Annotated in this window: 19 protein-coding genes and 3 pseudogenes; 15 read left to right on the plus strand and 7 right to left on the minus strand. The window is 65.6% G+C overall.

Going from position 1 to position 22,725, the window contains the following annotated elements:
• The first annotated feature begins 31 nt into the window (after nucleotides 1–31).
• Nucleotides 32–367 carry a hypothetical protein gene (locus AC0IX7_RS11695; protein ID WP_187504038.1) on the plus strand — a complete coding sequence of 112 codons (336 nt, stop codon included), beginning with the start codon at nucleotides 32–34 and terminating at the stop codon, nucleotides 365–367.
• Nucleotides 368–379: 12 nt separating this feature from the next.
• Nucleotides 380–796 carry a hypothetical protein gene (locus AC0IX7_RS11700; RefSeq protein ID WP_471812028.1) on the plus strand — a complete coding sequence of 139 codons (417 nt, stop codon included), beginning with the start codon at nucleotides 380–382 and terminating at the stop codon, nucleotides 794–796.
• A 913-nt stretch (nucleotides 797–1,709) separates the two neighbouring features.
• On the opposite strand, the gene AC0IX7_RS11705 is transcribed toward AC0IX7_RS11700, so the two are convergent.
• Nucleotides 1,710–2,999, minus strand: coding sequence for a homoserine dehydrogenase (locus AC0IX7_RS11705; RefSeq protein ID WP_471812030.1), 1,290 nt, complete (start codon nucleotides 2,997–2,999; stop codon nucleotides 1,710–1,712).
• 91 nt (nucleotides 3,000–3,090) lie between these two features.
• Between AC0IX7_RS11705 and AC0IX7_RS11710 the strand changes: the two genes are divergently transcribed.
• Nucleotides 3,091–5,847 (plus strand): [protein-PII] uridylyltransferase, encoded by a 2,757-nt coding sequence (locus AC0IX7_RS11710; protein WP_471812031.1) that lies wholly within the window; start codon nucleotides 3,091–3,093, stop codon nucleotides 5,845–5,847.
• Nucleotides 5,848–6,031: 184 nt separating this feature from the next.
• On the opposite strand, the gene AC0IX7_RS11715 is transcribed toward AC0IX7_RS11710, so the two are convergent.
• The 4 genes and pseudogenes from AC0IX7_RS11715 to AC0IX7_RS11730 form a co-directional block, all read right to left on the minus strand.
• Nucleotides 6,032–8,851, minus strand: a complete 2,820-nt coding sequence (locus AC0IX7_RS11715; protein ID WP_471812033.1) for a TonB-dependent receptor — start codon at nucleotides 8,849–8,851, stop codon at nucleotides 6,032–6,034.
• A 471-nt stretch (nucleotides 8,852–9,322) separates the two neighbouring features.
• The gene (gene infC / locus AC0IX7_RS11720) at nucleotides 9,323–9,841 is read right to left on the minus strand and encodes a translation initiation factor IF-3 (RefSeq protein ID WP_471812034.1); all 519 of its coding nucleotides are present in this window, start codon (nucleotides 9,839–9,841) and stop codon (nucleotides 9,323–9,325) included.
• A gap of 108 nt (nucleotides 9,842–9,949) precedes the next feature.
• Entirely contained in the window at nucleotides 9,950–11,941 is a 1,992-nt protein-coding gene (gene thrS, locus AC0IX7_RS11725; protein ID WP_471812035.1) for a threonine--tRNA ligase, read from the minus strand.
• Nucleotides 11,942–12,295: 354 nt separating this feature from the next.
• Nucleotides 12,296–13,109 (minus strand): annotated as a pseudogene (locus AC0IX7_RS11730) (LD-carboxypeptidase).
• Between the two features lie 52 nt (nucleotides 13,110–13,161).
• Between AC0IX7_RS11730 and AC0IX7_RS11735 the strand changes: the two are divergent.
• The 10 genes and pseudogenes from AC0IX7_RS11735 to AC0IX7_RS11780 all read left to right on the plus strand — a co-directional run bounded on the left by AC0IX7_RS11735 (nucleotide 13,162) and on the right by AC0IX7_RS11780 (nucleotide 19,328).
• Nucleotides 13,162–14,570: pseudogene (locus AC0IX7_RS11735) on the plus strand (glutamate ligase domain-containing protein).
• Between the two features lie 25 nt (nucleotides 14,571–14,595).
• The gene (locus AC0IX7_RS11740) at nucleotides 14,596–14,850 is read left to right on the plus strand and encodes a DUF6356 family protein (RefSeq protein WP_187504007.1); all 255 of its coding nucleotides are present in this window, start codon (nucleotides 14,596–14,598) and stop codon (nucleotides 14,848–14,850) included.
• A gap of 193 nt (nucleotides 14,851–15,043) precedes the next feature.
• Nucleotides 15,044–15,460, plus strand: a complete 417-nt coding sequence (locus AC0IX7_RS11745; protein ID WP_332743642.1) for a hypothetical protein — start codon at nucleotides 15,044–15,046, stop codon at nucleotides 15,458–15,460.
• Complete coding sequence (locus tag AC0IX7_RS11750; protein ID WP_471812037.1) at nucleotides 15,457–15,660, plus strand: helix-turn-helix transcriptional regulator; 204 nt, start codon at nucleotides 15,457–15,459, stop codon at nucleotides 15,658–15,660. Before AC0IX7_RS11745 ends, AC0IX7_RS11750 begins: the two co-directional genes overlap by 4 nt.
• A 10-nt stretch (nucleotides 15,661–15,670) precedes the next feature.
• Entirely contained in the window at nucleotides 15,671–16,426 is a 756-nt protein-coding gene (locus AC0IX7_RS11755) for an alpha/beta fold hydrolase (protein WP_471812039.1), read from the plus strand.
• Nucleotides 16,423–17,166, plus strand: a complete 744-nt coding sequence (locus AC0IX7_RS11760) for a tetratricopeptide repeat protein (protein WP_471812040.1) — start codon at nucleotides 16,423–16,425, stop codon at nucleotides 17,164–17,166. The genes AC0IX7_RS11755 and AC0IX7_RS11760 overlap by 4 nt, the downstream gene beginning before the upstream one ends.
• A gap of 189 nt (nucleotides 17,167–17,355) precedes the next feature.
• Entirely contained in the window at nucleotides 17,356–17,772 is a 417-nt protein-coding gene (locus AC0IX7_RS11765; protein WP_471812042.1) for a VOC family protein, read from the plus strand.
• A gap of 7 nt (nucleotides 17,773–17,779) precedes the next feature.
• Nucleotides 17,780–18,505: a hydroxyacylglutathione hydrolase gene (gene gloB / locus AC0IX7_RS11770; protein WP_471812044.1), complete on the plus strand. Its 726-nt coding sequence runs from the start codon at nucleotides 17,780–17,782 to the stop codon at nucleotides 18,503–18,505.
• 40 nt (nucleotides 18,506–18,545) lie between these two features.
• Nucleotides 18,546–18,962, plus strand: coding sequence for a hypothetical protein (locus AC0IX7_RS11775; RefSeq protein ID WP_471812046.1), 417 nt, complete (start codon nucleotides 18,546–18,548; stop codon nucleotides 18,960–18,962).
• Nucleotides 18,963–19,088: 126 nt separating this feature from the next.
• The gene (locus AC0IX7_RS11780) at nucleotides 19,089–19,328 is read left to right on the plus strand and encodes a hypothetical protein (RefSeq protein ID WP_471812048.1); all 240 of its coding nucleotides are present in this window, start codon (nucleotides 19,089–19,091) and stop codon (nucleotides 19,326–19,328) included.
• A 374-nt stretch (nucleotides 19,329–19,702) separates the two neighbouring features.
• Here the strand turns inward: AC0IX7_RS11780 and AC0IX7_RS11785 are convergent, their stop codons facing one another.
• A complete protein-coding gene (locus AC0IX7_RS11785; protein WP_471812050.1) occupies nucleotides 19,703–20,485 on the minus strand; it encodes a crotonase/enoyl-CoA hydratase family protein in 783 nt (260 codons plus the stop codon).
• Nucleotides 20,486–20,592: 107 nt separating this feature from the next.
• On the opposite strand from AC0IX7_RS11785, the gene AC0IX7_RS11790 reads away from it, so the two are divergent.
• On the plus strand, nucleotides 20,593–21,048 hold the full coding sequence (locus tag AC0IX7_RS11790; RefSeq protein ID WP_133030289.1) for a PaaI family thioesterase: 456 nt from the start codon (nucleotides 20,593–20,595) through the stop codon (nucleotides 21,046–21,048).
• Entirely contained in the window at nucleotides 21,045–21,440 is a 396-nt protein-coding gene (locus tag AC0IX7_RS11795; protein ID WP_056065922.1) for a PaaI family thioesterase, read from the plus strand. Before AC0IX7_RS11790 ends, AC0IX7_RS11795 begins: the two co-directional genes overlap by 4 nt.
• A 163-nt stretch (nucleotides 21,441–21,603) precedes the next feature.
• On the opposite strand, the pseudogene AC0IX7_RS11800 reads toward AC0IX7_RS11795, so the two are convergent.
• Nucleotides 21,604–22,647, minus strand: a pseudogene (locus tag AC0IX7_RS11800) (PQQ-dependent sugar dehydrogenase); the annotation flags it as partial.
• Between the last annotated feature and the right edge of the window lie 78 nt (nucleotides 22,648–22,725).

Below are 22,725 nucleotides of genomic sequence, written 5' to 3' on the forward strand. Positions count from 1 at the left end.
GTCAGTCTGAATGTCTGTCCGGGAGGCGCCGATGCTCGCGATGCTGCTGTCGATACTGATCGAGGACCCCCTGATGGCCACCGCAAAGGCGCGGATGGCCGCCGAGCAACCCTGTATCCAAAGCGCCGATGAGACCGATATCACGGTCTGCGGTATGCGTACCGCGGACCGGTTTCGTGTGCCGTTCGTCGTCCACGACGCGGGCGATCCCAAGCATGAGAGCGTCCGCAACGAACGGACCCGCTTGCTCCGCCGCACCTCGCCACTCGCCGATCTCGGTCCGTTCCAGGTCGGTGGCGGGATGGCGGGCGTGAGCATGACGATGGGCGGCGAAGGCGGCACGTCGTTCCGCAAGCCCGCGCCGTAAAGGGATTATCCGATGTTTGCCGCCATCCTGTCCGTGCTGATGCAGGTCGCCACACCGTCTCCGAACGCGAAGCCGGAGCGCTTCTCGATCCTGGTCGATCCGTGCGCGGCCGCCTCGAAGGATGGCAACGAGATCATCGTCTGCGGTGGCCCCGCAGCGAACAGCCCGCGCCTGCCACTGCCCGACGAGCGCGGCCCGCCCGACCACGCGGTTGCCTCCAACCCCAACCTCAGCGCCGTCCGCGCGCTGCAACTGGAGGCTACGCCGTGTGCGGCCAGCCAGCGCGGGTGCCAAGCTGGCTTTGGTCCACCGATAGCCCCGATCGCCAAGGCGGCAGTCGGGCTGATCAAGAGCGCGCTGGCGAAGAAACCCGACAAGCGAGGCCGCGTGCCGATCGACCTCGATGGTCCCGTCGGTACCGTCAACTAGGACTTTGGAGGCACTCTGATCCTGCTGTCGATCCTGTTGCAAGCCACCGCGCCGACGACGCCGATCGTCGCTCCGCCGCCGCAGAGCTGGTCGATCCTGAATCCCCCGCCTGCCCCGGTTCGAATCCGACCGAAATCGTGGTCTGCGGCAGCAACGGGTCGTCGGAGCAGCGCCTCCCCTGCCCGGCGAACGCCCGCCGCAGGACCGCCCGCGCCAGCCGACCGGCGATCCGCGCGCTGCGCTCGACAATGCCGGGCGGCCCTGCCCGCCGGGTGGCTGCACCGGCGTGGATTTGCTGACGGTCCCGGTCGTGCTGATCCGCGGCATCGGCGCGCTGATCGATCCGCATAGCTGCTGCGAAAATGGCGAGGGAAGGATCCGATGGCGCTGGTACGAGACGTGGCCGGCAAGTTCCGGAAGAAGCCGGATACGTCCAATCGCGTGCCGATCGTGCTGGATGATCCGAAAAACTGAGGCGCCCCCACGCTGGCGATCTACCCCCGCGTTGTTCCCCCGCAAAGGCGGGGACCCAGACTGGGCTCCCGCCTTCGCGGGAGAACAAGAGGGAGATGGGTCGAGCAGAAATCGGTACGACCGACGGTCTCTACGTAAGTTTTCTCCCTCCCTGGAAGGGAGGGGTCGGAGTGGGTCGGCTGCTTGGGAAGGCCAACCTGCAACCACAAGCCAACCCACCCCAGCCCCTCCCTTCCAGGGAGGGGAGCAGAAGACCTCAATCCAGACGATCGCCGCCACCCGGGCAAGGGTCAGATCACCACGCTGGCAAGCGTAACCACCCCGGCGAAGGCCGGGGCCCAATTGGGGGACCGGACTAACGAAGGGTGCGCAGCGTTACTGCGACCTCTCCAATTGGGCCCCGGCCTTCGCCAGGGTGGTTGACACCGAGGTTGCCCCCTCAATCCAGAATATGCATCCACATCGGCTGGCCCACGAGGCTCTGCGATCCCCGCAGCTTCTCCAGTGCCTGCGCAATCGACCGCTCCGGGCTTTCATGCGTCACGATCGCCACCAGCACGCTGCCATCCGCAATCGCCCCCCGCTGGATCAGGCTCTCGATCGAGACGCCCGCGTCACGCATCGCCGCCGCGATCTCCGCCAGCACCCCGACCCGGTCCGCAACGGTAAAGCGCAAATACGCGCGGCCGCGCCGTTCGCCACTATCCGCTTTCGACGCAGCAATGAGCGACACCACCGGCATCGCGAACGGCGGGCCGAACTCGCCACGCGCGATGTCGATCAGATCCGCGACGACTGCGCTCGCGGTCGGTCCATCGCCCGCCCCAGCACCCTGGAACAGCAGGCGGCCGACGAAATTGCCCTCTGCCACGACCGCGTTGAGCGATCCGGTGACGTGCGCCAAAGGATGGTCGATCGGCACGAGATGCGGATGCACGCGCTGGAACAGCCCGTCCGCCCCTGCTTCTGCCAATCCCAGCAGCCGCACGCGATAGCCGAGCGCCGCGGCCTCGGCGATGTCCGCGCCCAGCAAATGGCGAATGCCGCTGATCGCGACGTCGTCGAACGCCGGCTGCGTCCCGAACGCGACGGCGGCCAGGATCGACAGCTTGTGCGCGGCATCGACGCCGTCGATGTCGAAGCTCGGATCGGCTTCGGCAAACCCGAGCGCCTGCGCCTCGGCCAGCACCTCGGCAAAGTCGCGACCTTCCGATTCCATCTTCGACAGGATGAAATTGCAGGTCCCGTTGAGGATGCCGTAGACGCGCGCGATCTCGTTCGCGGCGGCGCCTTCGCGCAGACCCTTGATGACCGGAATGCCGCCCGCGACCGCCGCCTCGAACTTCAGCGCCACGCCCGCCGACTCCGCCGCCTGCGCGAGTTCCAGCCCATGATGCGCGATCATTGCCTTGTTCGCGGTGACGAAACTCCGCCCCGCGCCCAGCGTGCTGCGCGCCAGCGTCAGCGCAGGACCATCGGAACCACCGATCAGCTCGACCACGACATCCGCGCCCGGCTGCTTCGCCAGCGCGGTCGTGTCGTCGACCCACGCGAAGCGCGTCAGGTCGACGCCGCGATCCTTGCCGCGATCGCGTGCGGACACCGCGACGATCTCGATCTCCCGCCCGGCCCGCCGCGCAATCAACTCGCGGTTCGCATCCAGCAGCCGGATCACCCCGCCGCCTACCGTCCCCAACCCAGCCAGGGCTACGCGCAATGGTTCGCTCATTTTCGTCCTCCACTCGCGCGTCCGGTTACGTTTCACAGAGGTTTTGCGCAATCCTGATGACGCATGGGCGTTGCGCCCCTATCTGAGCGTCATGTCCGGCCGCTTCGATCACCTCCCCAACCGTCGCACGATCATCGATCGCCGCGCCGTCGCCGAAACCATTGCCGCGTTGGAAGGCGTCGACCCGACCGCGCTGCGCCGCGACGCGACCATGCTGTTGAAGACGGCACTCGATAAGGGCCGGATCGAGGTCGAACGTCGCCTCGTCGAACATCCGTCGCGCGGGTTGGAAGCGTCGAGCGCGCAGGCCTATCTGATCGACGCGTTGCTCCGCATCCTGTTCGATTTCACGACGCAGCGGCTGTATCCCTTGCCCAACCCGACGATCGGCGAGCGCCTAACGCTGATCGCGGTCGGCGGTTACGGCCGCGCGGAAATGGCCCCGCATTCGGACGTCGATATCGGCTTTCTCACGCCCGGCAAGCAGACGCCCTGGGCCGAGCGCGTGATCGAATCGATGCTGTACGCACTATGGGATCTCGGGCTCAAGCTCGGCCAGTCGAGTCGCTCGCTCGACGAGATGGTCCGCCAGGCGAAGAGCGACGTCACCGTCCGCACCGCACTGCTCGAGGCGCGCTACGTCTGCGGCGACACCGAGTTGTACGAACAGGCGTCGCACCGCTTCAAGACCGAGGTCCAGGCGGACACCGCGCGCACCTTCATCGCCGACAAGCTCGCCGAACGCGACGCGCGACACCGGAAGATGGGCGACACGCGCTACGTCGTCGAACCCAACATCAAGGAGGGCAAGGGCGGCCTACGCGATCTTCACGCATTGTTTTGGATCGGCAAATACATCTACGACGTCCAGCGCGCCGCCGAACTGGTCGGCGTCGGGCTGTTCACGAAGGCGGAATACCGCCTGTTCCACCGCGCCGACAATTTCTTCCAGGCGGTCCGCTGCCATCTGCACAGCATCACCGGCCGCGCCGAGGATCGCCTGACGTTCGACCTGCAACGCGAGATCGCCGACCGGATGCGGTTCTCGGACCGGCCGGGCAAGTCGAAGGTCGAACGGTTCATGCAGTTCTACTTCCTGCAGGCGAAGACCGTCGGCACCCTCAGCGGCGTGTTCCTCGCGCATCTCGACGAGAAGTTCGCGGCGCGTGGCCGGCGCTTCGGATTGCCGACGATCCGCCGCTCCCCGCGGAAGCTCAACGGTTTCGTGCTCGATCGCGGTCGGCTGGCACTGCCGAGCGACGACTTCTTCCAGGCCGATCCCGAACGCCTGATCGAGATCTTCCAACTGGCGGACAAGCACGGCGTCGAGATCCACCCCCTGGCCATGCGAGCCGCCGCCCGCGACGCGAAACTTGTCGATGACGTTCGCAACAGCCCCACCGCCAACGCCCTCTTCCTTGACGTGCTGACCTCGCCGCGAGACCCCGAGCTTGTGCTGCGCTGGATGAACGAGGCGGGCGTGTTCGGCCGGTTCGTGCCCGATTTCGCGCGTGTCGTCGCGCAGATGCAGTTCGACATGTATCACCACTACACCGTCGACGAGCACACCATCCGCGCGATCGGCCTGCTGGCGCGGATCGAAAACGGCCTGCTGAAGGAAGAGCATCCGCTCGCCAGCGCGATCTTCGAACAGATCGTGTCGCGGCGTGCGCTGTATGTGGCGGTACTGCTCCACGACATCGCCAAGGGCCGTGGCGGCGATCATTCGATTCTCGGCGCGGAGGTGGCACAACGGCTGTGCCCGCGCTTCGGGCTGACCGCCGCAGAAACGGAGACGGTCGCATGGCTGGTCCGTTGGCATCTGCTGATGTCCGCAACCGCGTTCAAACGCGACCTCAGCGACTTCAAGACGATCCTCGATTTCTGCGACGTGGTGCAGAGCCCGGAGCGTCTGCGGCTTCTGCTGACGCTGACCATCGTCGACATCCGGGCAGTCGGACCTGGGGTGTGGAACGGCTGGAAGCGCCAGTTGCTCGGCGATCTGTACGAGTCCGCCGAGGAGGTCCTGCGGCTTGGCCACAAGCAGAAGGGGCGCGCCGAGCGGATCGCCGCCAAACAGGAGCATCTCCGTGACGCGCTCGGCTGGGACGAGGCGACGTTTGCGACGCTCGTCCACCGTCTACCCGAAGCCTATTGGATTGCCGAACCCGAAGACGTGCTCGCGCACAATGCCCGCTTCCTTGCCACCACCGGCGACGCGCAACTCGCGATCGATGCGCACGTCTATCCGGAACGCGGCGCGACGCTCGTTACGATCTACGCGGCAGATCATCCGGGGCTGTTCTACCGCATCGCTGGTGCGATCCACGTCGCGGGAGGCAACATCATCGACGCGCGCATCCACACCACGCGCGACGGAATGGCGATCGACAATTTTCTCGTGCAAGACCCGTTCGGGCGTCCGTTCGACGAGTCTGGCCAGCTCTCGAGGTTGAAGACTGCGATCGAGGACGCGCTCGCCAACCGTGGCAAGCTGGCCGATCGACTGGTGGCAAAGCCCCTGCCCCGGACACGCGCGGAGGCCTTCGACATCGTTCCGAATGCGCTGGTCGACAACAAGGCGTCGAACCGGTTCACGGTGGTCGAGGTCAACGCGCGTGATCGGCCGGCGCTGCTGAACCAGCTCGCCAATGCGCTGTTCCAGTCGAAAGTGACGATCCATTCCGCGCACGTCGCGACCTATGGTGAGCGAGCGGTAGATACGTTTTATATCACCGACCTCACGGGAGACCGGATCACCCAGCCGGCTCGATTGAAGACCCTGGAGCGACGGTTATTGGCGGCGGCGGCGGGGAAGAGATCGACTTGGCGGCTTAGGGCGCCGTAAACGTTGCTCGCCAAGCCGGACTCCTTCCGGCATCCACCGGTCCGCGCGCTCAATAGCCGCTGATAGGCGGAACCGTGGGCCCTGGAACAGGCCCGGGGTGACGGATTGATTGGGGCCGAGCAATCTTCCCAAAAAACCGGCCCGCACCGAAGTGCGAACCGGCTTTTTCTTACCCTGATCCCGATCAGAAGCGGGTGCGTAGCGTCAGGCCGTAGGTGCGTGGTTCGGCCAGATACGAGGTGAAGATTTGGTTGGCCGTCGTGCCGAACGCCTGGGTCTGCGCCTGGCTGCCCGCCCCCTGGAACGGCGCGTTGAACGCGACCTGCTGGTAGTTTGTGTCGAGCAGGTTCTGCGCCCAGACTTCCAGTGCCCACTTCTGCTCGGGGCCGCGGAGACCGACGCGGGCGTTCATCAGGAAGAACCCGTCCTGCGCCTTTTCGGGGAACAGATCGGAGCCGGTGTTATAGTCGCTGGTCATACGGCCATCGACGTAGAACAGCGCGGTCATGCCCGACGAGCCGATATCCGGCGTCCATGCGGTCGACGCGGTCACGGTGTGCTTCGGCGCATTCGATAGGTTGCTGCCCGACAGCAGGAACAAGGCCGGATCGAGTGGCTGGCCGTCCTCGCTGCCGACCAGATTGTTGCGGAAGCGCGTGTTCGTGTAGGTGTAGCCAAGGTTCACCGAATAATTCGGCGCCGGGAACAGCCCAGCCTCGAGTTCGAAGCCCTGCGAGATGACGCCGTATTTGACGCTGCCCGTGCAGGCGCCCGTCGTCGCGCTGGCATCGCGATCCGCGCCGTTCAGGCTCGTATCGCAGGTGCTGATGTTCTGGACGATGAAGTTAGTGCCGTTGAAAGTGTTCAACTGGAAGTTCTTAAACTCCTGGCGGAAGCCCGCGACGTTGAACGTGAAGTCCTTCGACGTGAACTTCAGACCGAGTTCGTACGCGTTCACCGTCTCGGGATCGAAGCGCAGATTGGCGACGCTGGCGTTGTTCGGCGACGAGAAGACGTTCGCGGTCAGATCCGACCGGTCGAGGTTGTAGCCGCCTGCCTTGTAGCCGCGCGAGAAGGACGCATACAGTAGCGTGTCGGTACGTGGCTTGTACGAGATCACGCCGGTGCCGGTGAACTCGCCTTCCTTGAAACTGTCGTTCAGGTCGAGACCGTTGAGTGCGGAGGTCGAGTTACCCGTGCAGGTGAGCGTGATGATACCACCGACCAGCGTCTTGAGCGCGGCCGGGACCGCGGCACTGGCCAGCAATGGGCTGAGATTGGCCTGCTGAGCCGGGCAGACCGTGTTGTTGTTGTTGAAATCGGCGTGGAAATCCTTCGCCTCGCGCGTGTACCGCAGGCCGCCGGTGATCGAGAGCTTGTCGGTCAGCTTGAAGATATTGTGCGTGAAGAACGCGTAGTTCTCGCTGTCCTGATAATAGGTCGAGCGCTGATCGCCGAGATTGTTGAGCGTGCTGAGGCGATCGAGACCGGCGAGGATCGTTGGTCCGAGAGCGCCGAACCCTGCACCAAGCGCCTGTCGTCCATTCGCGCCGCCGAGCGCAGCCTGCGGCGTCGTGCTCAGGCAGCCCGGGTTGTTCGGGTTACGCAATGCCGCCAGCGGATTGGCCGTCGCGACGATGCGGCACGCGGCGAATGCACCATATTGCGTGCCGAACTTGAGATTGTCGGCAACGACCAGATCTTCCTTCGAGTAATAGCCGCCGACCAGCCAGTTCAACCGATCGTTGAACAGCGAGCCGTTCAGGCGGACTTCCTGACTGAAGGTGTGGAACTGACGATAACTGTTACCGTCGTCCGCACGATAGCCGATGTCGAGATTGCCGTAATCGATATCGGCTGCACCACCCGATTTGTATTCCCGGTATGCTGTGATCGAGGTGAGCGACGCACCGCCGAGATTGACGTCGATCTGGCCCGAGCCACCGTAATCGGTGGTGACGTTCGAATAGGCGCGGCCGGGCGAGTTGGCGATGCGGCGGTTATACGGATCGCCTGCGCTGGGGAACACCGCGCCCATGCTCTGCATGACCTGGACGATGCGGTTGCCCGAAGGGTTGATCGCGAAATCGCCGGTAACGCCGGGGGTCGTATCGATCTTTTCCTGCGTGTTGATATAGACCGCCCCGCAGCACTTCTCGTCGCGATGCGTGTAGTCGCCGATCAGGCGAACGGTGACGTCCGACGATGGCTCGAACAGCAACTGGCCGCGGACGAAATAGCGGTTGCGGTCGTTGTAGTCCGTGTCGTTGATAACGTCGTAATAATAGCCATCGCGCTTGCCGAACACGCCGTCGAGACGGAAGGCCAGCTTGTCCTTGATGATCGGGCCGGTCAGGGCGCCGGCGATACGGACGTTGTTGTAGTTGCCATACGTCGCCTCGGCATAGCCGCCGAAGTCATAGGAAGGCAGCTTTGTCAGGATGTTGATCGACCCCGCGGTGGCGTTGCGGCCCGACAGCGTGCCCTGCGGTCCGCGCAGAACCTCGATCCGGTCGACTTCACCGAGGTCGTTCAGGCCCGAACCCGTGCGGCTGCGATAGACGCCGTCGATGAACACCGCGACCGAGCTTTCGAGGCCGGGATTGTCGCCGACCGTACCGATGCCGCGGACGCGGGCGGAGGCGTTGGCTTCGCTGCCGGTCGATGAGATCAGTAGCGAGGGGACGAGCTGGGTGGCCTGACGGATGTCGTTGGCGCCGGTGTTCTCGAGAGCGGCCGAGCCGACAGCGGAGACCGCGATCGGGACGTTCGACAGGCGTTCGGAACGGCGCGTCGCGGTGATGACGATATCGCTGGCATTGCCGCCCGTGTCGGCCTGCGGCGCCACCGGGGCCTGACCGGCATCGACCGACCCCGCGGCGGTGCCGGACGTGGTCGTAGCGGTCTGCGCCTCGGGCTGGGTAGTCGGCACGTCCTGCGCGAATGCCGGAGTGACGAGCGCCGTGGTCGCGGCGGCAGACAACAGATATGCGATCATACGCATCGGCATTCCCTCCTGAGTGTTCGAATGTTTTCGAACTTATGGTTTGGACGTTAGGTAGAGCCACTCCTACGTGAACGTCTAGCAATTTCCGCATACGGAAAGAGATTTTTGAATGTTATGTCTCAAAAACGCCACACAGTGACAGAGACCAAACCCTAGTTTCAAATAGCAACCGTTTAGGATGGGTTTGGAAGGTAGCCCGAGCGGCGATAGAAGACGTCCTTCGGCTCGCGCGCGATCCGCCGCGGCGTCCCATATGCCCCTTCTGCTTGCCCCCTCCCTGAAAGGGAGGAAAAAGTGGATGCGCCTGTTCGTTGGCGCTCCGCGCCGCACTCCGCAGGCCGCAGCCGCAGCCGCAGCCGCAGCCGCAGACCCGAATGCGCCGCCCCCACGCACAAAAAAGGCCGGCCAGTCCCTCGGGACCGACCAGCCTTTCAATTGCCAATCGCTACGGCCGAAGCCGTCGCGCCGTTACCTAGGTGCGAGCACCATCAGCATCTGGCGACCTTCCATGCGCGGATACGCCTCGATCTTCGCGATCTCCGCGACGTCGTCCTGGACGCGCTTCAACAGGTTCATGCCGAGCTGGCCGTGGCTGAGTTCGCGACCGCGGAAGCGCAGCGTGATCTTGACCTTGTCGCCCTCGCCGATGAAGTCGTTCACCTTCTTCATCTTCGTGTCGTAATCATGGTCGTCGATGTTCGGACGCATTTTGATCTCCTTGATCTCCTGCGTCTTCTGTGACTTGCGTGCGAGGTTAGCCTTCTTCTGCGCCTCGTACTTGAACTTGCCAACATCGAGGAACTTGGCGACGGGCGGATCGGCGTTAGGCGACACTTCGACCAGGTCGAGGCCATGCTCGGCTGCCTGCTCGATCGCTTCGCGCGTGTACATCACGCCCAGATTCTCGCCCTCGTGATCGATCACGCGGACCTTCTGGCTCTGGATGAATTCGTTGAATCGCGGACCGTTCATCGCGGGCGTCTGCATCGGCCGGCGTATCGTGGGAGGACGTATGGGGGTTGCTCCTGAAGTTTCTGACAATATTTGGGCCGGCCTATAGCGCAGAAACACGCGCTAGAACAGCCGGCCCTTTACTTACATATCGGGTGCACGCGCCTCGATCGCAACCCGTGTGGTCGCATCGCCGAGCGCCATCATCTCCTGGCCCTGGCTGCCGAGACGACGAATGGCGACGGTACCCTCGTCCGCCTCGCGCTTGCCGACCACGAACAGCAGCGGCACCTTTGCCAGCGAATGCTCACGCACCTTGTAGTTGATCTTCTCGTTGCGAAGGTCGGTTTCGACGCGAAGCCCGGCCTTCCGGAGATCGGCGGCGACCTGATGGGCATAGTCGTCAGCGTCCGACACGATCGTCGCCACCACCACCTGGACCGGCGCCAGCCAGAGCGGGAAGCGCCCGGCATGATGCTCGATCAGGATGCCGATGAAGCGCTCGAACGTGCCAAGGATCGCACGGTGGAGCATCACCGGCCGGTGCCGCTCGCCGTCCGCGCCGACATAGGACGCATCGAGTCGCTCGGGCAGCACGCGGTCCGACTGGATCGTGCCGACCTGCCACGTCCGCCCGATCGCATCGGTCAGGTGGAATTCGAGTTTGGGCGCATAGAACGCCCCCTCGCCCGGCAGTTCCTCGAAGTTCGCCTTGATCGTGTCGCTCAGGCCCGACTGCATCACGGCCTCGCGCAGCTCCGCCTCGGCCTTGTCCCACATCGCGTCGTCGCCGAACCGCTTCTCGGGGCGCAGCGCGAGCTTCACCGCGTAATCCTCGAAGCCGAGATCCTTGTAGACGCTGTCGAGCAGCTCGCAGAACTTGCGCACTTCCTCGACCAGTTGGTCCTCGCGGACGAAGATATGCGCGTCGTCCTGCGTGAACTGGCGGACGCGCATGATGCCGTGCAGCGCGCCGTGCGGCTCGTTGCGGTGGCAGCAGCCGAACTCGGCCATCCGGATCGGCAGGTCGCGGTACGACTTGATCCCCTGCTTGAAGATCAGGACGTGCGCGGGGCAGTTCATCGGTTTCAGCGCCATCAGGTCGCCTTCGCCCGACAGCACGGCGCCCTCGTCCTCGACGTTCGGGATCTCGTCGGGGACAACGAACATGTTCTCGCGGTACTTGCCCCAGTGGCCCGACTGCTCCCACTGCTTGGCGTCCATCAGCTGCGGGGTCTTCACCTCGGCATAGTCGGCCGCGTCGAGGCGGCGGCGCATATACGCCTCCATCTGGCGCCAGAGCACGAAGCCCTTGGGGTGCCAGAACACCGAGCCCTGCGCCTCGGACTGAAGGTGGAACAGGTCCATCTCCGCGCCGATCTTCCGATGATCGCGCTTGGCGGCTTCCTCGAGGCGGAAGAGATGCTGGTCGAGCTGCTTCTTGTTGAGCCAGCCGGTGCCGTAGATGCGGCTGAGCATCGCGTTCTTCTGGTCGCCGCGCCAATAGGCACCCGACACGCGCGTGAGCTTGAAGGCGGCGGGATCGAGCTTGCCGGTCGACACCATGTGCGGGCCGCGGCACATATCGAGCCACTCGCCTTGGCGATAGATCGTCAGCTCCTCGCCCTCGGGCAGCTCGGCGGCCCATTCGGCCTTGAAGGTCTCGCCCTGCTGCGTCCAGCGATCGATCAGCTGCTGGCGCGACCAGACCTCGCGCACGAACGGCTCGTTGCGCGCGATGATCGCACGCATCTCGGCCTCGATCGCCGGCAGGTCCTCGTCGGTGAACGGGCGGTCCTTCGGCGCGAAGTCGTAGTAGAAGCCGTCGTCGGTGGCGGGCCCGAAGGTGATCTGCGTGCCGGGGAAGAGATGCTGAACTGCCTCCGCCATGACATGAGCCAGATCGTGGCGAACGAGTTCGAGCGCATCGGCTTCGTCGCGCGCGGTAACGAGGGCAAGCTGGGTGTCTCCTTCGAACGGCCGGTTGAGATCGCGCACCTGGCCGTCGATCCGTGCGGCGAGCGCGGCCTTGGCGAGCCCTGGGCCGATCGCCGCGGCGACATCCGCGGGGGTAGTCCCGGGCGCAACCTCGCGGACGGAACCGTCGGGGAGCGTAATGCGGAACATGGCGGACATGAGGGACTTTCTCGTGTTGGAAGTGCGCGGCTTATGCCGTCGCAGTACGTATATAGGCAACCCGCTTCGCTGGAGCCATGATGCGGGGGTTCGGGCGGTAGTTGGGCATCGGTACTATTGCACCGCCCCCACCTGCCACCTGCCACCTGCCACCTGCCACCGCCCTCCTCCTTTGCCCGCCATCCCAGCGAAAGCTGGGATCTGCCCATTCGGGTCGCAGCATCCGCCAGCGGGGATACCCCAGCTTTCGCTGGGGTGACGGTCAGGGTTGGGGGCGGCTTGGGTCGGGTCGGGTCGGGTTGTGTCGGAGCGGATGGGTTGGGTCGGGTCAGTCGGGTTGGTCGGGTCGGGGCTTCAAACCACCCCGAACGGCACCACGCGATTTGCCTGCGTATGCCCGACCTCCGCGCGGCCGAGATACGGCACGCCCATGTCGCGGCTCCAGCGTACCATCATGTAGTCGAGCGTCTCGCCCCAGGGTGGGTCGTTCTCCTGCACCGCGGTGACCGCGCCCAGGCGGAGGCCGGCGATGCCCTTCAGCTGCGTGGCGTTGGCGACTTTGAAGAGCATGCGGTCGATCGCATACATCGGCTCCGACACCTCCTCGACGATCAGTACGTGATCGGTCAGGTCGAGCAGCCACGGCGTGCCGATCAGCGAGGTGAGGATACTGAGGTTGAACGCCGCCGAGGACGCCCGTCCAAGCCTGGCTCAACCCTGCCCGATCGCCGCGCGCCATCCAGCCGAGCGACCGTGCGACCGTCGCGTCGCCGTCGTGCCGGTTGATGTCGCTGACCATCGGGCCGTGCACCGGTCGGCCGATCCGCCGAGCATAGAGCGCACCGAGCAGGAAGCCGACGTCCGAATAGCCGAGATACGTCTTGTGGCGTGCCGCGCGGCCGAGTTCGGGCATGACCATCGCCAGGATGCGGTTCGAACCGTAGCCGCCGCGCAGGAACCAGATCGCGTCGAAGGTCGGATCGTTGGCGTATTCGAGGAACGCCGCCGCTCGCCGGAAGTCGGAGCCGGCGAAGTGGCCGTCGGTCTCCAGGCATTGCGGGTGGAAGACCAGCTCGACCTCGGGGAAAGCCGTCGCCGCGTAGGCAGTCATCTTGGCGATCGCCGCGGGATTGGTCCGGCTCGACGCGGCGAGTACACCGATGCGCATTGTTCGTGTTCCCGACCTTGCCCCGTTACCAAACCGCCCATATCGCGGCGTCATGGATATCAGCAAATCTTCATTCGGGCCCTGCTTCTTCGTCGGCATCGGCGGCTCGGGCATGATGCCGCTCGCGATGATCCTCGCGGGGCGCGGCGCGACCGTCGCGGGATCGGACCGCAACCTCGACCAGGGCCGCGTGCCCGCCAAGTTCGACGACCTTGCCGCCAAGGGTGTCTCGCTGTTCCCGCAGGACGGCAGCGGAATCATTTCGGCGGATCAGTTGGTGATTGCTTCCGCGGCGATCGAGGCGAGCGTGCCGGACATGATCGCGGCGGATGCGCTCGGCTGCACCCGCTCGACCCGCGCGGCGATGCTGGCGTCGCTGTTCAACGACAGCCGGTTGCCGATCGGTGTCGCGGGGACGAGCGGCAAGTCGACCGTTACGGGCATGATCGGCTGGATATTGCATGCGGTCGGGCGCGATCCGACGGTGATGAACGGCGCGGTCATGAAGAACTTCGCCACCGCCGACGCGCCGTTCGCGAGCGCGCTGGTCGGGGAAGGCGATGCGTTCGTCAGCGAGGTGGACGAGAGCGACGGGTCGATCGCCGCCTATGCGCCGAAGATCGCGGTGCTCAATAATGTCAGCCTCGATCACAAGTCGCTTGAGGAGCTGCGCGTGCTGTTCGGGGACTTCGTCGCGAAGGCCGAGACGGCGGTGGTGAATGCCAATGATCCCGACGCCATCGCACTCACCGCCCGCTTGCCGCGCGGTCAGGTAACGACGTTCGCGATCGACGCGTCGGCAGACCTGCGCGCCGAGAACATGAAGCCCGAGCCGTTCGCAATCCGCTTCGATCTGGTGTCGCGCGGCGTGCGGACGCCGGTGAAGCTGGCCGTGCCGGGGCGGCATAACGTGTCGAACGCGCTTGCCGCGATCGGGGCGGCGATGGCGGCGGATGTGTCGCAGACCGATGCAGTGAAGGCGATTGCGGGGTTCACGGGCCTGCGCCGGCGCTTCGACCTGGTCGGAGAGGCTAGCGGCGTCGCGGTGATCGACGATTTTGGGCACAACCCGGACAAGATCGCCGCGACGCTCGACACGCTCCACGCGTTCCCCGGGCGGCTGCTCCTGATGTTCCAGCCGCACGGTTATGGCCCGTTGAAGGTGATGGGGCGCGAGCTGGTCGCGACGTTCGTCGAGCGGATGGCGGAGGACGATGTGCTCGTCCTGCCCGACCCGGCCTATTATGGCGGGACGGTCGTGCGCGAGATCACCAGCGCCGATATCGTCGGCCAGATCGTCGCGGGGGTCGCGATGCCCGGCATATCGCCGACCGGGCCGAGGCGGCTGCCGCGCTGGTGGCCGAGGCCAAGCCGGGCGACCGAATCGTCGTGATGGGCGCGCGGGACGACACGCTGAGCGTGCTGGCGGCGGGAATGGTCGACGCGCTGGCTGCTCGCTGATAGGATGCGCGACAGGAGACTGCCGATGTTCCGCCGCCTGTTCCTCGATCACCCTGCCACCGTCGGCGAGAGCTATGCCGAGCATTTTGGGGTCGCCAGCCGGTTCGGCGTGACAATGATCAAGGGCGGGCTCGGCGCGCTGGTCCATGCGTTCGTGCCGGCCTTGTGCAAGACGCGGGGGAGCGAGACGGTCGCAGACCTGCACCGCCAGATGGTCGAGAAGCGCGGCGCGGTCGCGGCCGATCAGACGCAAATGAAGACGGTCGAATTTATCATCTAATCCGCATCTTACGGCGCGCGAGAGCGCCCAGTCCAAAAAGAAGGTTAGGCAGGGTTAGGCCAAGAGCGAGTTCGCTCGGGCTGCGGCGTCGCCTGTCCTGTCGACATGCACGCTTGGCACTTTGTAAAGCTTGGTTGACAGGGTAGCTTGCCGCCATGTAAAGCACGCTTGTCCTTAATCAGGGAGACCCACCGTGCTCACCATGCGACAAGCCAACCGCCGCTATCTCAATCGCTTCATCCCCAGCATGACCTGCTACGCGGTGTTCCTGTTGGGATCGAACATGGTCGAGGCGGCCTACGCGCCGACCGGGGCCCCGCTCATTGCGCTCGCGATTCTGCCGGCGCTGCCGATCATCGCGGTCATCTGGGCGATGGGGATGGCGATCGTCGAACAGCCGGACGAGTATGTGCGGGCCAAACTGATCCACGCCATGCTCATCGCGACTGCCTTGATGTTGTCGGTCATGACGGTGTGGAGCTTTCTCGAGGATACCGGCGCGGTGCCGCACAAGCCCGTCCACCTCGCCTTTCCCTTGTGGTGCGCCGGCTTGCTGGTCGGTCAGGTCTGGCTGTGGGCGCGTGACCGGATCGCGGGTCGCGAGGCATGAAGAACCGCCTCAAAGTGCTGCGCGCCGAGCGCGACTGGAGCCAGAGCGACTTGGCCGAGCGCCTCGAAGTCTCGCGGCAGAGCGTCAATGCGATCGAGACGGGGCGCTACGATCCGTCGCTGCCGCTGGCGTTCAAGATCGCCGAACTGTTCGAGCTGGCCATAGAAGACATCTTCACCAGCCCGTCGAAGACGGTCTAAAGCTGGTGGCATGACTGATATCGCTCCCGCCGCCGCCGCCACACCTCCCGTCAAGGAGCGCCCTCGCCTCGCCTATCACCACACGCCCGGTACCGGCCCGACGATCGTGTTCCTGTCGGGGTACGCGTCGGACATGACGGGCACCAAGGCGGTGACGCTGGAGGCCTGGGCGAAGTCCGAGGGACGGGCGTTTCTGCGATTCGATTATGGCGGGTGCGGACAGAGCGAGGGGGCGTTCGAGGACCAGACGCTGGTCGACTGGCGCGACGACGTGCTGGCGATGATCGATGCGCTCGTGGAGGACTCGGCAATTCTCGTCGGATCGTCGCTGGGCGGGTGGCTGATGCTGCTCGCGGCGAAGATGCGGCCGGATCTCGTGAAGGGGCTGGTCGGGGTCGCGCCGGCGCCGGACTTCACCGACTGGGGCTTCACCACTGACGAGAAGATGGCGCTGCTGAGCAACGGGCGGATCGAGCGCAAGAACCCTTACGGTCCCGAGCCTACCGTCTACACCCGTGCGTTCTGGTCTTCGGGCGAGGCGAACCGGCTGATGTTCGGCGAGATCGCCTTCGACGGCCCGGTGCGGCTGGTGCAGGGGCAGCGCGATCCGGACGTGCCGTGGCAGCGGACCGCGCGGCTCGCCGAGCTGTTGCGTTCAGCCGATGTGCAGACATGGCTGGTCAAGGACGGCGATCACCGCCTGTCGCGCGATAGCGACATTTCCCTCATCATCCGGGCGGTCGAGGATGTGATCGCCGCCCTATGATCCCGATTTTGCTCGTTCTCGCCGCAGCTCAAGCCGGCCCCGTCGATGCGCAGGAGGGGCGGTTTCGGCAATGCGTCGCGCTGACCCGGACCGATCCGGCAGCGGCGCGTGCCGAAGCCGGGCGCTGGCGGATATCCGGCGGGCGGTATTTTGCGCGGGAATGCGCGGGGATCGCATTTGCGGCGGAGAAGAGCTGGCCTTCGGCGGCGGTTGAGTTCGAGGAAGCGGCGCGCGCGGCGCAGCTTGCCAAGGATGCGCGGGCGGCGAATTACTGGGCGCAGGCGGGGAACGCGTGGCTCGCTGCGGCGCAACCGGCCAAGGCGCGCACGGCACTCGATTCGGCGCTGACCGCGGGGACGCTGACCGGCTTGCCGTTGGGCGAGGCGCAACTCGATCACGCGCGGGCGCTGGTGGCGACGGGCGATCTGGAATCGGCGCGGACCGATATCGATCTGGCGCTGACCAATGCCGCGGACGATCCGCTCGCGTGGCTGTTGTCGGCGACGCTGGCGCGGCGCGAGGGGAATCCGGCGCGCGCGAAGAAGGATATCGGCGAGGCGTTGCGGCGATCGGCGGACGATGCTTCGGTGCAGCTGGAGGCGGGAAATATCGCAGCCTTGGCGGGCGACGAGGATGGCGCGCGGGCGGCTTGGGGGCAGGCGGCGCGGCTGGCACCGGATACGCCGGTGGGGCGGAGTGCGGTGGCGGCGTTGCGGCAGTTCGATACGCCGGCGAAGTAGGGTGACGTTGCTCCCCTCCTGGAAGGGAGGGGTTGGGGGTGGGTTGGCTGGTGGGGCACGGTATCGCCAGCCAACTGGCCTACCCACCCCGGCCCCTCCCTTTCAGGGAGGGGGAAGAACTGGGGTGCGGCCCTTTCACGGCCTTGCCCCCGTCCCTATCTGCTGGTCCGAACAACCCTCGGAGCAAGCATGAAATACCTCCACACGATGATCCGCGTGAGCGATCCGGCGAAGACGATCGCGTTCTTCGAGCTGCTCGGGCTGAAGGAGGTCCGGCGAATGGAGAACGAGAAGGGGCGGTTCACGCTGATCTTCCTTTCGGCGCCCGGCGACGAGGGCGCCGAGGTCGAGCTTACGCACAATTGGGATCCCGAAGAATATGGCGAGGGGCGCAATTTCGGCCACTTGGCGTACCGCGTCGACAATATCTACGACACTTGCCAGCGGCTGATGGACTCTGGCGTGACGATCAACCGGCCGCCGCGCGACGGGCATATGGCGTTCGTGCGGACCCCCGACAATATCTCGATCGAGCTGTTGCAGGCGGACGGCGCACTCGATCCCGCCGAGCCGTGGGCTTCGATGCCGAACACTGGCAAGTGGTGACACGCTAATGCTCGATATCGTCCGCGTGCCGGTGCTTTCCGACAATTACGCCTGGCTGATCCACGACACCGTCTCGGGCGAGACGGTGGTGGTAGATCCGGGCGAGGCGGGGCCGGTGATCGCCGCCGCGAAGAAGCGCGACTGGCGGATCGACCGGGTGTGGACGACGCACTGGCATCCCGATCACATCGGCGGGAATGCCGAGATGAAGGCGTATGGCGCAACGATCATCGGCCCGGCGGCGGAGGCGGACAAGATCCCGACGCTCGACGAACAGGTGCGCGAGGGCGACATCGTGCGTCTTGGTGAACACGAGGCGACCGTGATGACCGTGCCCGGCCACACGCAGGGGCATATCGCGTTCCACTTCGCGGACGATGCGGCGATCTTCACTGGGGATACGCTGTTCGCGATGGGCTGTGGACGGCTGTTCGAGGGGACGCCGGGGGATATGTTCGCGAACATGCAGCGCTATGCGGTACTGCCCGACGAGACCGAGGTGTTCTGCGGGCATGAATATACGCAGAGCAACGGGCGGTATGCGCTGGTCGCCGAGCCGGACAATGCGGCGATCGTGACGCGGATGGCTGAGGTCGACGCGTTGCGCGCGAAGGGCGAGCCTACCGTGCCGACGACGATCGGGCTCGAGCGGGCGACAAACCCGTTCCTGCGGGCGACGTCTGTCGAGCAACTGGCGGGCTATCGTGCGGCGAAGGATGATTTTCCCGGGTAAAAGGCGTAAGAGAATGGCGGGGGTTTTGAGGAGCGTTGCGATGCGGATGCGGACCCTGCCACTCTTGATGCTGCCGGCTGTAGTGCTGGGCGCGTGTACGCAGACCCAGGCAGAGGTCGAACGCGCGCAGGTGCGCGACGCTGGCGTGCAGGAGAAGCTCGCAAAGGAACTGGCCGGGCTGGTGCCCGGCAAGCCCGAGACGTGCATCAGCCAGTTCCCGCAGAAGCAGAGTTCGGGCTACGGCGCGACGATCCTGTACCGCGTCAATAACGGGCTGGTGTATCGCAGCGACACCGTCGGCGGGTGCGAGGGGATCGGGCGGGGTGACATCCTCGTGACGCGGACGCCGAGCGGGCAGCTTTGCCGCGGCGACATCGCGCAGACATTCGACCAGTCGTCGCGGTTTCCGACCGGGAGTTGCAGCTTTGGTGAGTTCGTGCCGTATCGGAAGCCGTGATGCGCGGGGCGGTTCTGGCGGCGGCGGGGCTGCTGACGGTGGGGATGCTCGGGGCGGGAAAGTCCGATCCGCTGGCGGGGCGGGTAGCGGGTGCGCCGGCGCGGTGCATCGATATCCAGCGGAACGGTGGGCCTGAGATCGTCGATTCTGCAGACGATCCTGTACCGGCAGTCGGGCAAGCGGATTTGGAAGACCGGGCCGGTCGGAGAGTGTGCTTCGCTGCGGCCGCTCGATACGGTGATCGTCGAGGTTTATGGCGGGCAGTTGTGCCGGAACGATCGGTTCCGGACGGTGTCGGTGGGTATGTCGATTCCGTCGGGATATTGCCGGTTTCGGGATTTCACGCCGTTTGACCGGGTGAAGTAGCGGGGGCTTCTCGACCGCGCTGCCGCTCCCTGCCCCTGCCCCTGCCCCTGCCCCTGCCCCTGCCCCTGCCCCTGCCCCTGCCTCGCGTCACCCGGCCATGCGTATCGCACCACCCCGGCGGAGGCCGGGGCCCAATTGGGGGACGGTGCTGACTGAGGACTACGCTCCGTTACTCCGACCTTTCCAATTGGGCCCCGGCCTTCGCCGGGGTGGTTGTAGGTGGGAAGTAGGAAACGCCTCTCCCGCACCGCTCCTTCCCGTCATCCTGACGAAAGTCAGGACCCAGGGTTACTAGGGACGGCGCGTGGTACTCTGGGTCCTGACTTTCGTCAGGATGACGGATACGGGTTACTCTCGTGCGGACGACGCGCGGCTCAGTCCACAAACACTGCGGCGCGCTTCTCCATGTTCGCGCGGACCTGCTCGACCTGGTTGGGGGTGCGGATGACCATCAGTTGCTCTTGGGTCTCGGCGAGGAGGACCGTCGCCGCGTCCGCATCTTCGGCGAGGTTGTAGAGGCGCTTCGAGCCCTGGATCGCGTGGGGGTTCCGCGCCGCGATCTCGCGGGCGAGCATCATCGCCTCGCCGAGCGGGTCTTCGGACAGGCGCGTGACGAAGCCGTGGCGCAACGCCTCGGCGCCGTCGAACTCGCGCGCGGTGTAGGTCAGTTCGCGCAGTACGTCGTCGCGGGCGAGCGTGCGCCAGAGTGCGATGCCGGCCATGTCGGGGACAAGCCCCCAATAGGTCTCGCGGATCGCGAAGCGCGCGCTCGGATGCGCGATGCGGACGTCCGCGCCGGACATGATCTGGAATCCGCCGCCGAACGCGACGCCGTGGACTGCGGCGATGACGGGCATGGGCAAGGTGCGCCAACCCCAGGCGACCTGCTGGGGGAGGTTTGCGCCCTCCGCCGTCCGCTCGCCGAGTGCCAGACCCGACCCGCCATTCGCCATCGATGCCATGTCTAGCCCGGCGCAGAACGCCTTGCCCTCGCCCGACAGGACGACGCAGCGGACGTCCGTCATCCCTTTGAGCCGGTCGATCGCGGCGGCGATGCCTTCGAACATCGCCGGGTCGATCGCGTTCATCTTGTCGGCGCGGTTGAGGCGGACGTCGGCGATGCCCTCGGCGACGGTTATTGTGACCCGCTCGTTCATTCTGGCGATCCTCTCGATCTTTGCGGGAACGCTAACCGGCCCCGGCCCCACCTGCAACGGCGCCCGCAATGTTGCGCAGGCGCACGCGGCGTGTAGAGGCTCCGCGCATGGCTGGTTTTGATCCACAATGGTTTGCGACGCGCGGGTTCGGCGGGCACGGCGCCGCGCTGGGGATGCGCTATCATGCGCATGGCGACGACTGGGCGGAGCTTGCGCTGCCCTATGACGAGCGTTTGATCGGCGACCGCGCGAGCGGCGTGATCGCGTCGGGGCCGATCATCACGATGATGGACATGGCGACGAGTCTGGCGATCTGGATCAAGCGCAACGCGTTCGTGCCGCATGCGACGCTCGACCTGCGCGTGGATTATCTGCGGCCGGCGACGCCCGGGAAGACAGTGATCGGGCGTGGGGAGTGCTACCGGATCACGCGCTCGATCGCATTCGTGCGCGGGCAGGCGCATGACGGCGATCCGGGCGATCCGCTCGCGCATGTCGCGGGGACGTTCATGGTTGTGGGCGATGTCGCCGGCATGGGTCTGAACAGAAGGATCGAGGCATGACGATCGGCTTGCCGCCCTATGCGGAGATCCTCCGCGTGTCGGTCGAAGCCGAAGACGGCGCGCCACCGGTATTGCTGATGCCGTTTGCGGATGACGTGCTGGGACGGCCGGGGTTTTTGCATGGCGGTGCGATCTCGGGGTTGCTGGAGATGGCGGCGATTGCGGCTTTGCAGCATGCGTTGGAGGCTGAAGGTGGCGCCGACGCGCGGATCAAGCCGGTGAATGTCACGGTCGATTTCATGCGGGGTGGGCGGGATAAGCCTACGCGGGCGGCTGGGGTTGTGACGCGGTTAGGGAACCGGGTGGCTAATGTCGAGGCGACGGCTTGGCAGGACGAGCGGGAGAAGCCGATTGCCGCGGCACGGATGAATTACCTGATCGTGCGCGACTGATCTTCCTCCCCTCCCGTAAGCGGGAGGGGACCGAGGGGTGGGCGCGCGGGTTCCGCGTGGTCTGACGGTGGTGTGTCGAGTGTGACATACTGCCACGTCAGCATTCGACGTGAGCGCGTGCCCCCTAGCCCCTCCCGCTTGCGGGAGGGGATGGCGTTGTGGCTTACTTCGCGGTCAGTTTGATCAGGCGGCCTTGCGATTCGCCGCCGTCCTCGAGCACCCAGATCGCGCCGTCGGGGCCTTGTTCGACTTCGCGGATGCGGGCGCCCATGTCCCATTGGTCGCCTTTTGCCGCGTTGGTGCCGTTCAGGTCGACGCGGACCAGCGCCTTCGATGACAGACCGCCGATGAACGCGTCGCCCTTCCACTGCGGGAACATGGCTCCCGAATAGATCATCAGGCCGCCGGGCGAGATCACCGGGTTCCACGATACCTTGGGCGGCTCATAGCCATCGCCGGGCTTGTGATCGGGGATATCGCGGCCGTCGTAGTTGCTACCGTTCGAGGCGTTGGGCCAGCCATAGTTGAGGCCAGGCTTAATCAAATTGACCTCGTCGCCGCCCTTCGGCCCCATCTCCTGCTCCCAGAGATTACCCTGCGCGTCGAACGCGATGCCGAGCAGGTTGCGGTGGCCGTAGCTCCAGATTTCGGGCGCGAAGCCCTTCGAGACCAGCGGGTTGCCGGGGGCGGGTTTGCCGTCGAGCGTGAGGCGCAGCACCTTGCCGAGTGTCATCTTCGGGTCCTGCGCGGGGGTGAATTTCTGGCGCTCGCCATTGGTGAAGAACAAATATTTGCCGTCGGGCGAGAAGGCGATGCGGCCGGAGTAATGGCCGTTGCCCTCGACGAAGGGCCGCGCGCTGAAGATCGTCTCGATCTCGCCTAGACGCTCACCGCCGCCGCCGTTCGCACGCAGACGGCCGCGCGCAAGGACGACGCCCTTGCCGCCCTCGCCTGCGGTCGAATAGCTGAAATACACGCGCTGGCTGGTCGCGAAGTCGGGGGCGAGGACGACGTCCATCAGCCCGCCCTGCCCTGCCGAATCGACTGTGATCGTCGCGACCGTCTGGCGCGACTTGCCGTCGGCCGAGACGAGCAACATCTGGCCCTGCTTTTCGGTCACCAGCATCCGCTTGTCGGGCAGCACCGTCATCGCCCAGGGCAGATCGAAATCGGCGACGACCGTCTCCTTGAACGGCTTGCCCCCGGCGCCGGTTGCGCGGAACAGGCAGTCGAGGCGAGTAGCGTGGCGGTCAGCAAACCCGTGGCGAACAGCGTCTTGCGAATC

It is taken from the genome of Sphingomonas sp. AC411 (assembly GCF_979253035.1).

Bases quoted from the DNA above. Each gene is read 5' to 3' on its own strand.
- AC0IX7_RS11695 (WP_187504038.1), top strand. From the start codon at position 32: ATGCTCGCGATGCTGCTGTCGATACTGATCGAGGACCCCCTGATGGCC.
- AC0IX7_RS11700 (WP_471812028.1), top strand. From the start codon at position 380: ATGTTTGCCGCCATCCTGTCCGTGCTGATGCAGGTCGCCACACCGTCT.
- AC0IX7_RS11705 (WP_471812030.1), bottom strand. From the start codon at position 2,999: ATGAGCGAACCATTGCGCGTAGCCCTGGCTGGGTTGGGGACGGTAGGC.
- AC0IX7_RS11710 (WP_471812031.1), top strand. From the start codon at position 3,091: ATGTCCGGCCGCTTCGATCACCTCCCCAACCGTCGCACGATCATCGAT.
- AC0IX7_RS11715 (WP_471812033.1), bottom strand. From the start codon at position 8,851: ATGCGTATGATCGCATATCTGTTGTCTGCCGCCGCGACCACGGCGCTC.
- infC (WP_471812034.1), bottom strand. From the start codon at position 9,841: ATGCAGACGCCCGCGATGAACGGTCCGCGATTCAACGAATTCATCCAG.
- thrS (WP_471812035.1), bottom strand. From the start codon at position 11,941: ATGTCCGCCATGTTCCGCATTACGCTCCCCGACGGTTCCGTCCGCGAG.
- AC0IX7_RS11740 (WP_187504007.1), top strand. From the start codon at position 14,596: ATGTTCCGCCGCCTGTTCCTCGATCACCCTGCCACCGTCGGCGAGAGC.
- AC0IX7_RS11750 (WP_471812037.1), top strand. From the start codon at position 15,457: ATGAAGAACCGCCTCAAAGTGCTGCGCGCCGAGCGCGACTGGAGCCAG.
- AC0IX7_RS11755 (WP_471812039.1), top strand. From the start codon at position 15,671: ATGACTGATATCGCTCCCGCCGCCGCCGCCACACCTCCCGTCAAGGAG.
- AC0IX7_RS11760 (WP_471812040.1), top strand. From the start codon at position 16,423: ATGATCCCGATTTTGCTCGTTCTCGCCGCAGCTCAAGCCGGCCCCGTC.
- AC0IX7_RS11765 (WP_471812042.1), top strand. From the start codon at position 17,356: ATGAAATACCTCCACACGATGATCCGCGTGAGCGATCCGGCGAAGACG.
- gloB (WP_471812044.1), top strand. From the start codon at position 17,780: ATGCTCGATATCGTCCGCGTGCCGGTGCTTTCCGACAATTACGCCTGG.
- AC0IX7_RS11775 (WP_471812046.1), top strand. From the start codon at position 18,546: ATGCGGATGCGGACCCTGCCACTCTTGATGCTGCCGGCTGTAGTGCTG.
- AC0IX7_RS11785 (WP_471812050.1), bottom strand. From the start codon at position 20,485: ATGAACGAGCGGGTCACAATAACCGTCGCCGAGGGCATCGCCGACGTC.
- AC0IX7_RS11790 (WP_133030289.1), top strand. From the start codon at position 20,593: ATGGCTGGTTTTGATCCACAATGGTTTGCGACGCGCGGGTTCGGCGGG.
- AC0IX7_RS11795 (WP_056065922.1), top strand. From the start codon at position 21,045: ATGACGATCGGCTTGCCGCCCTATGCGGAGATCCTCCGCGTGTCGGTC.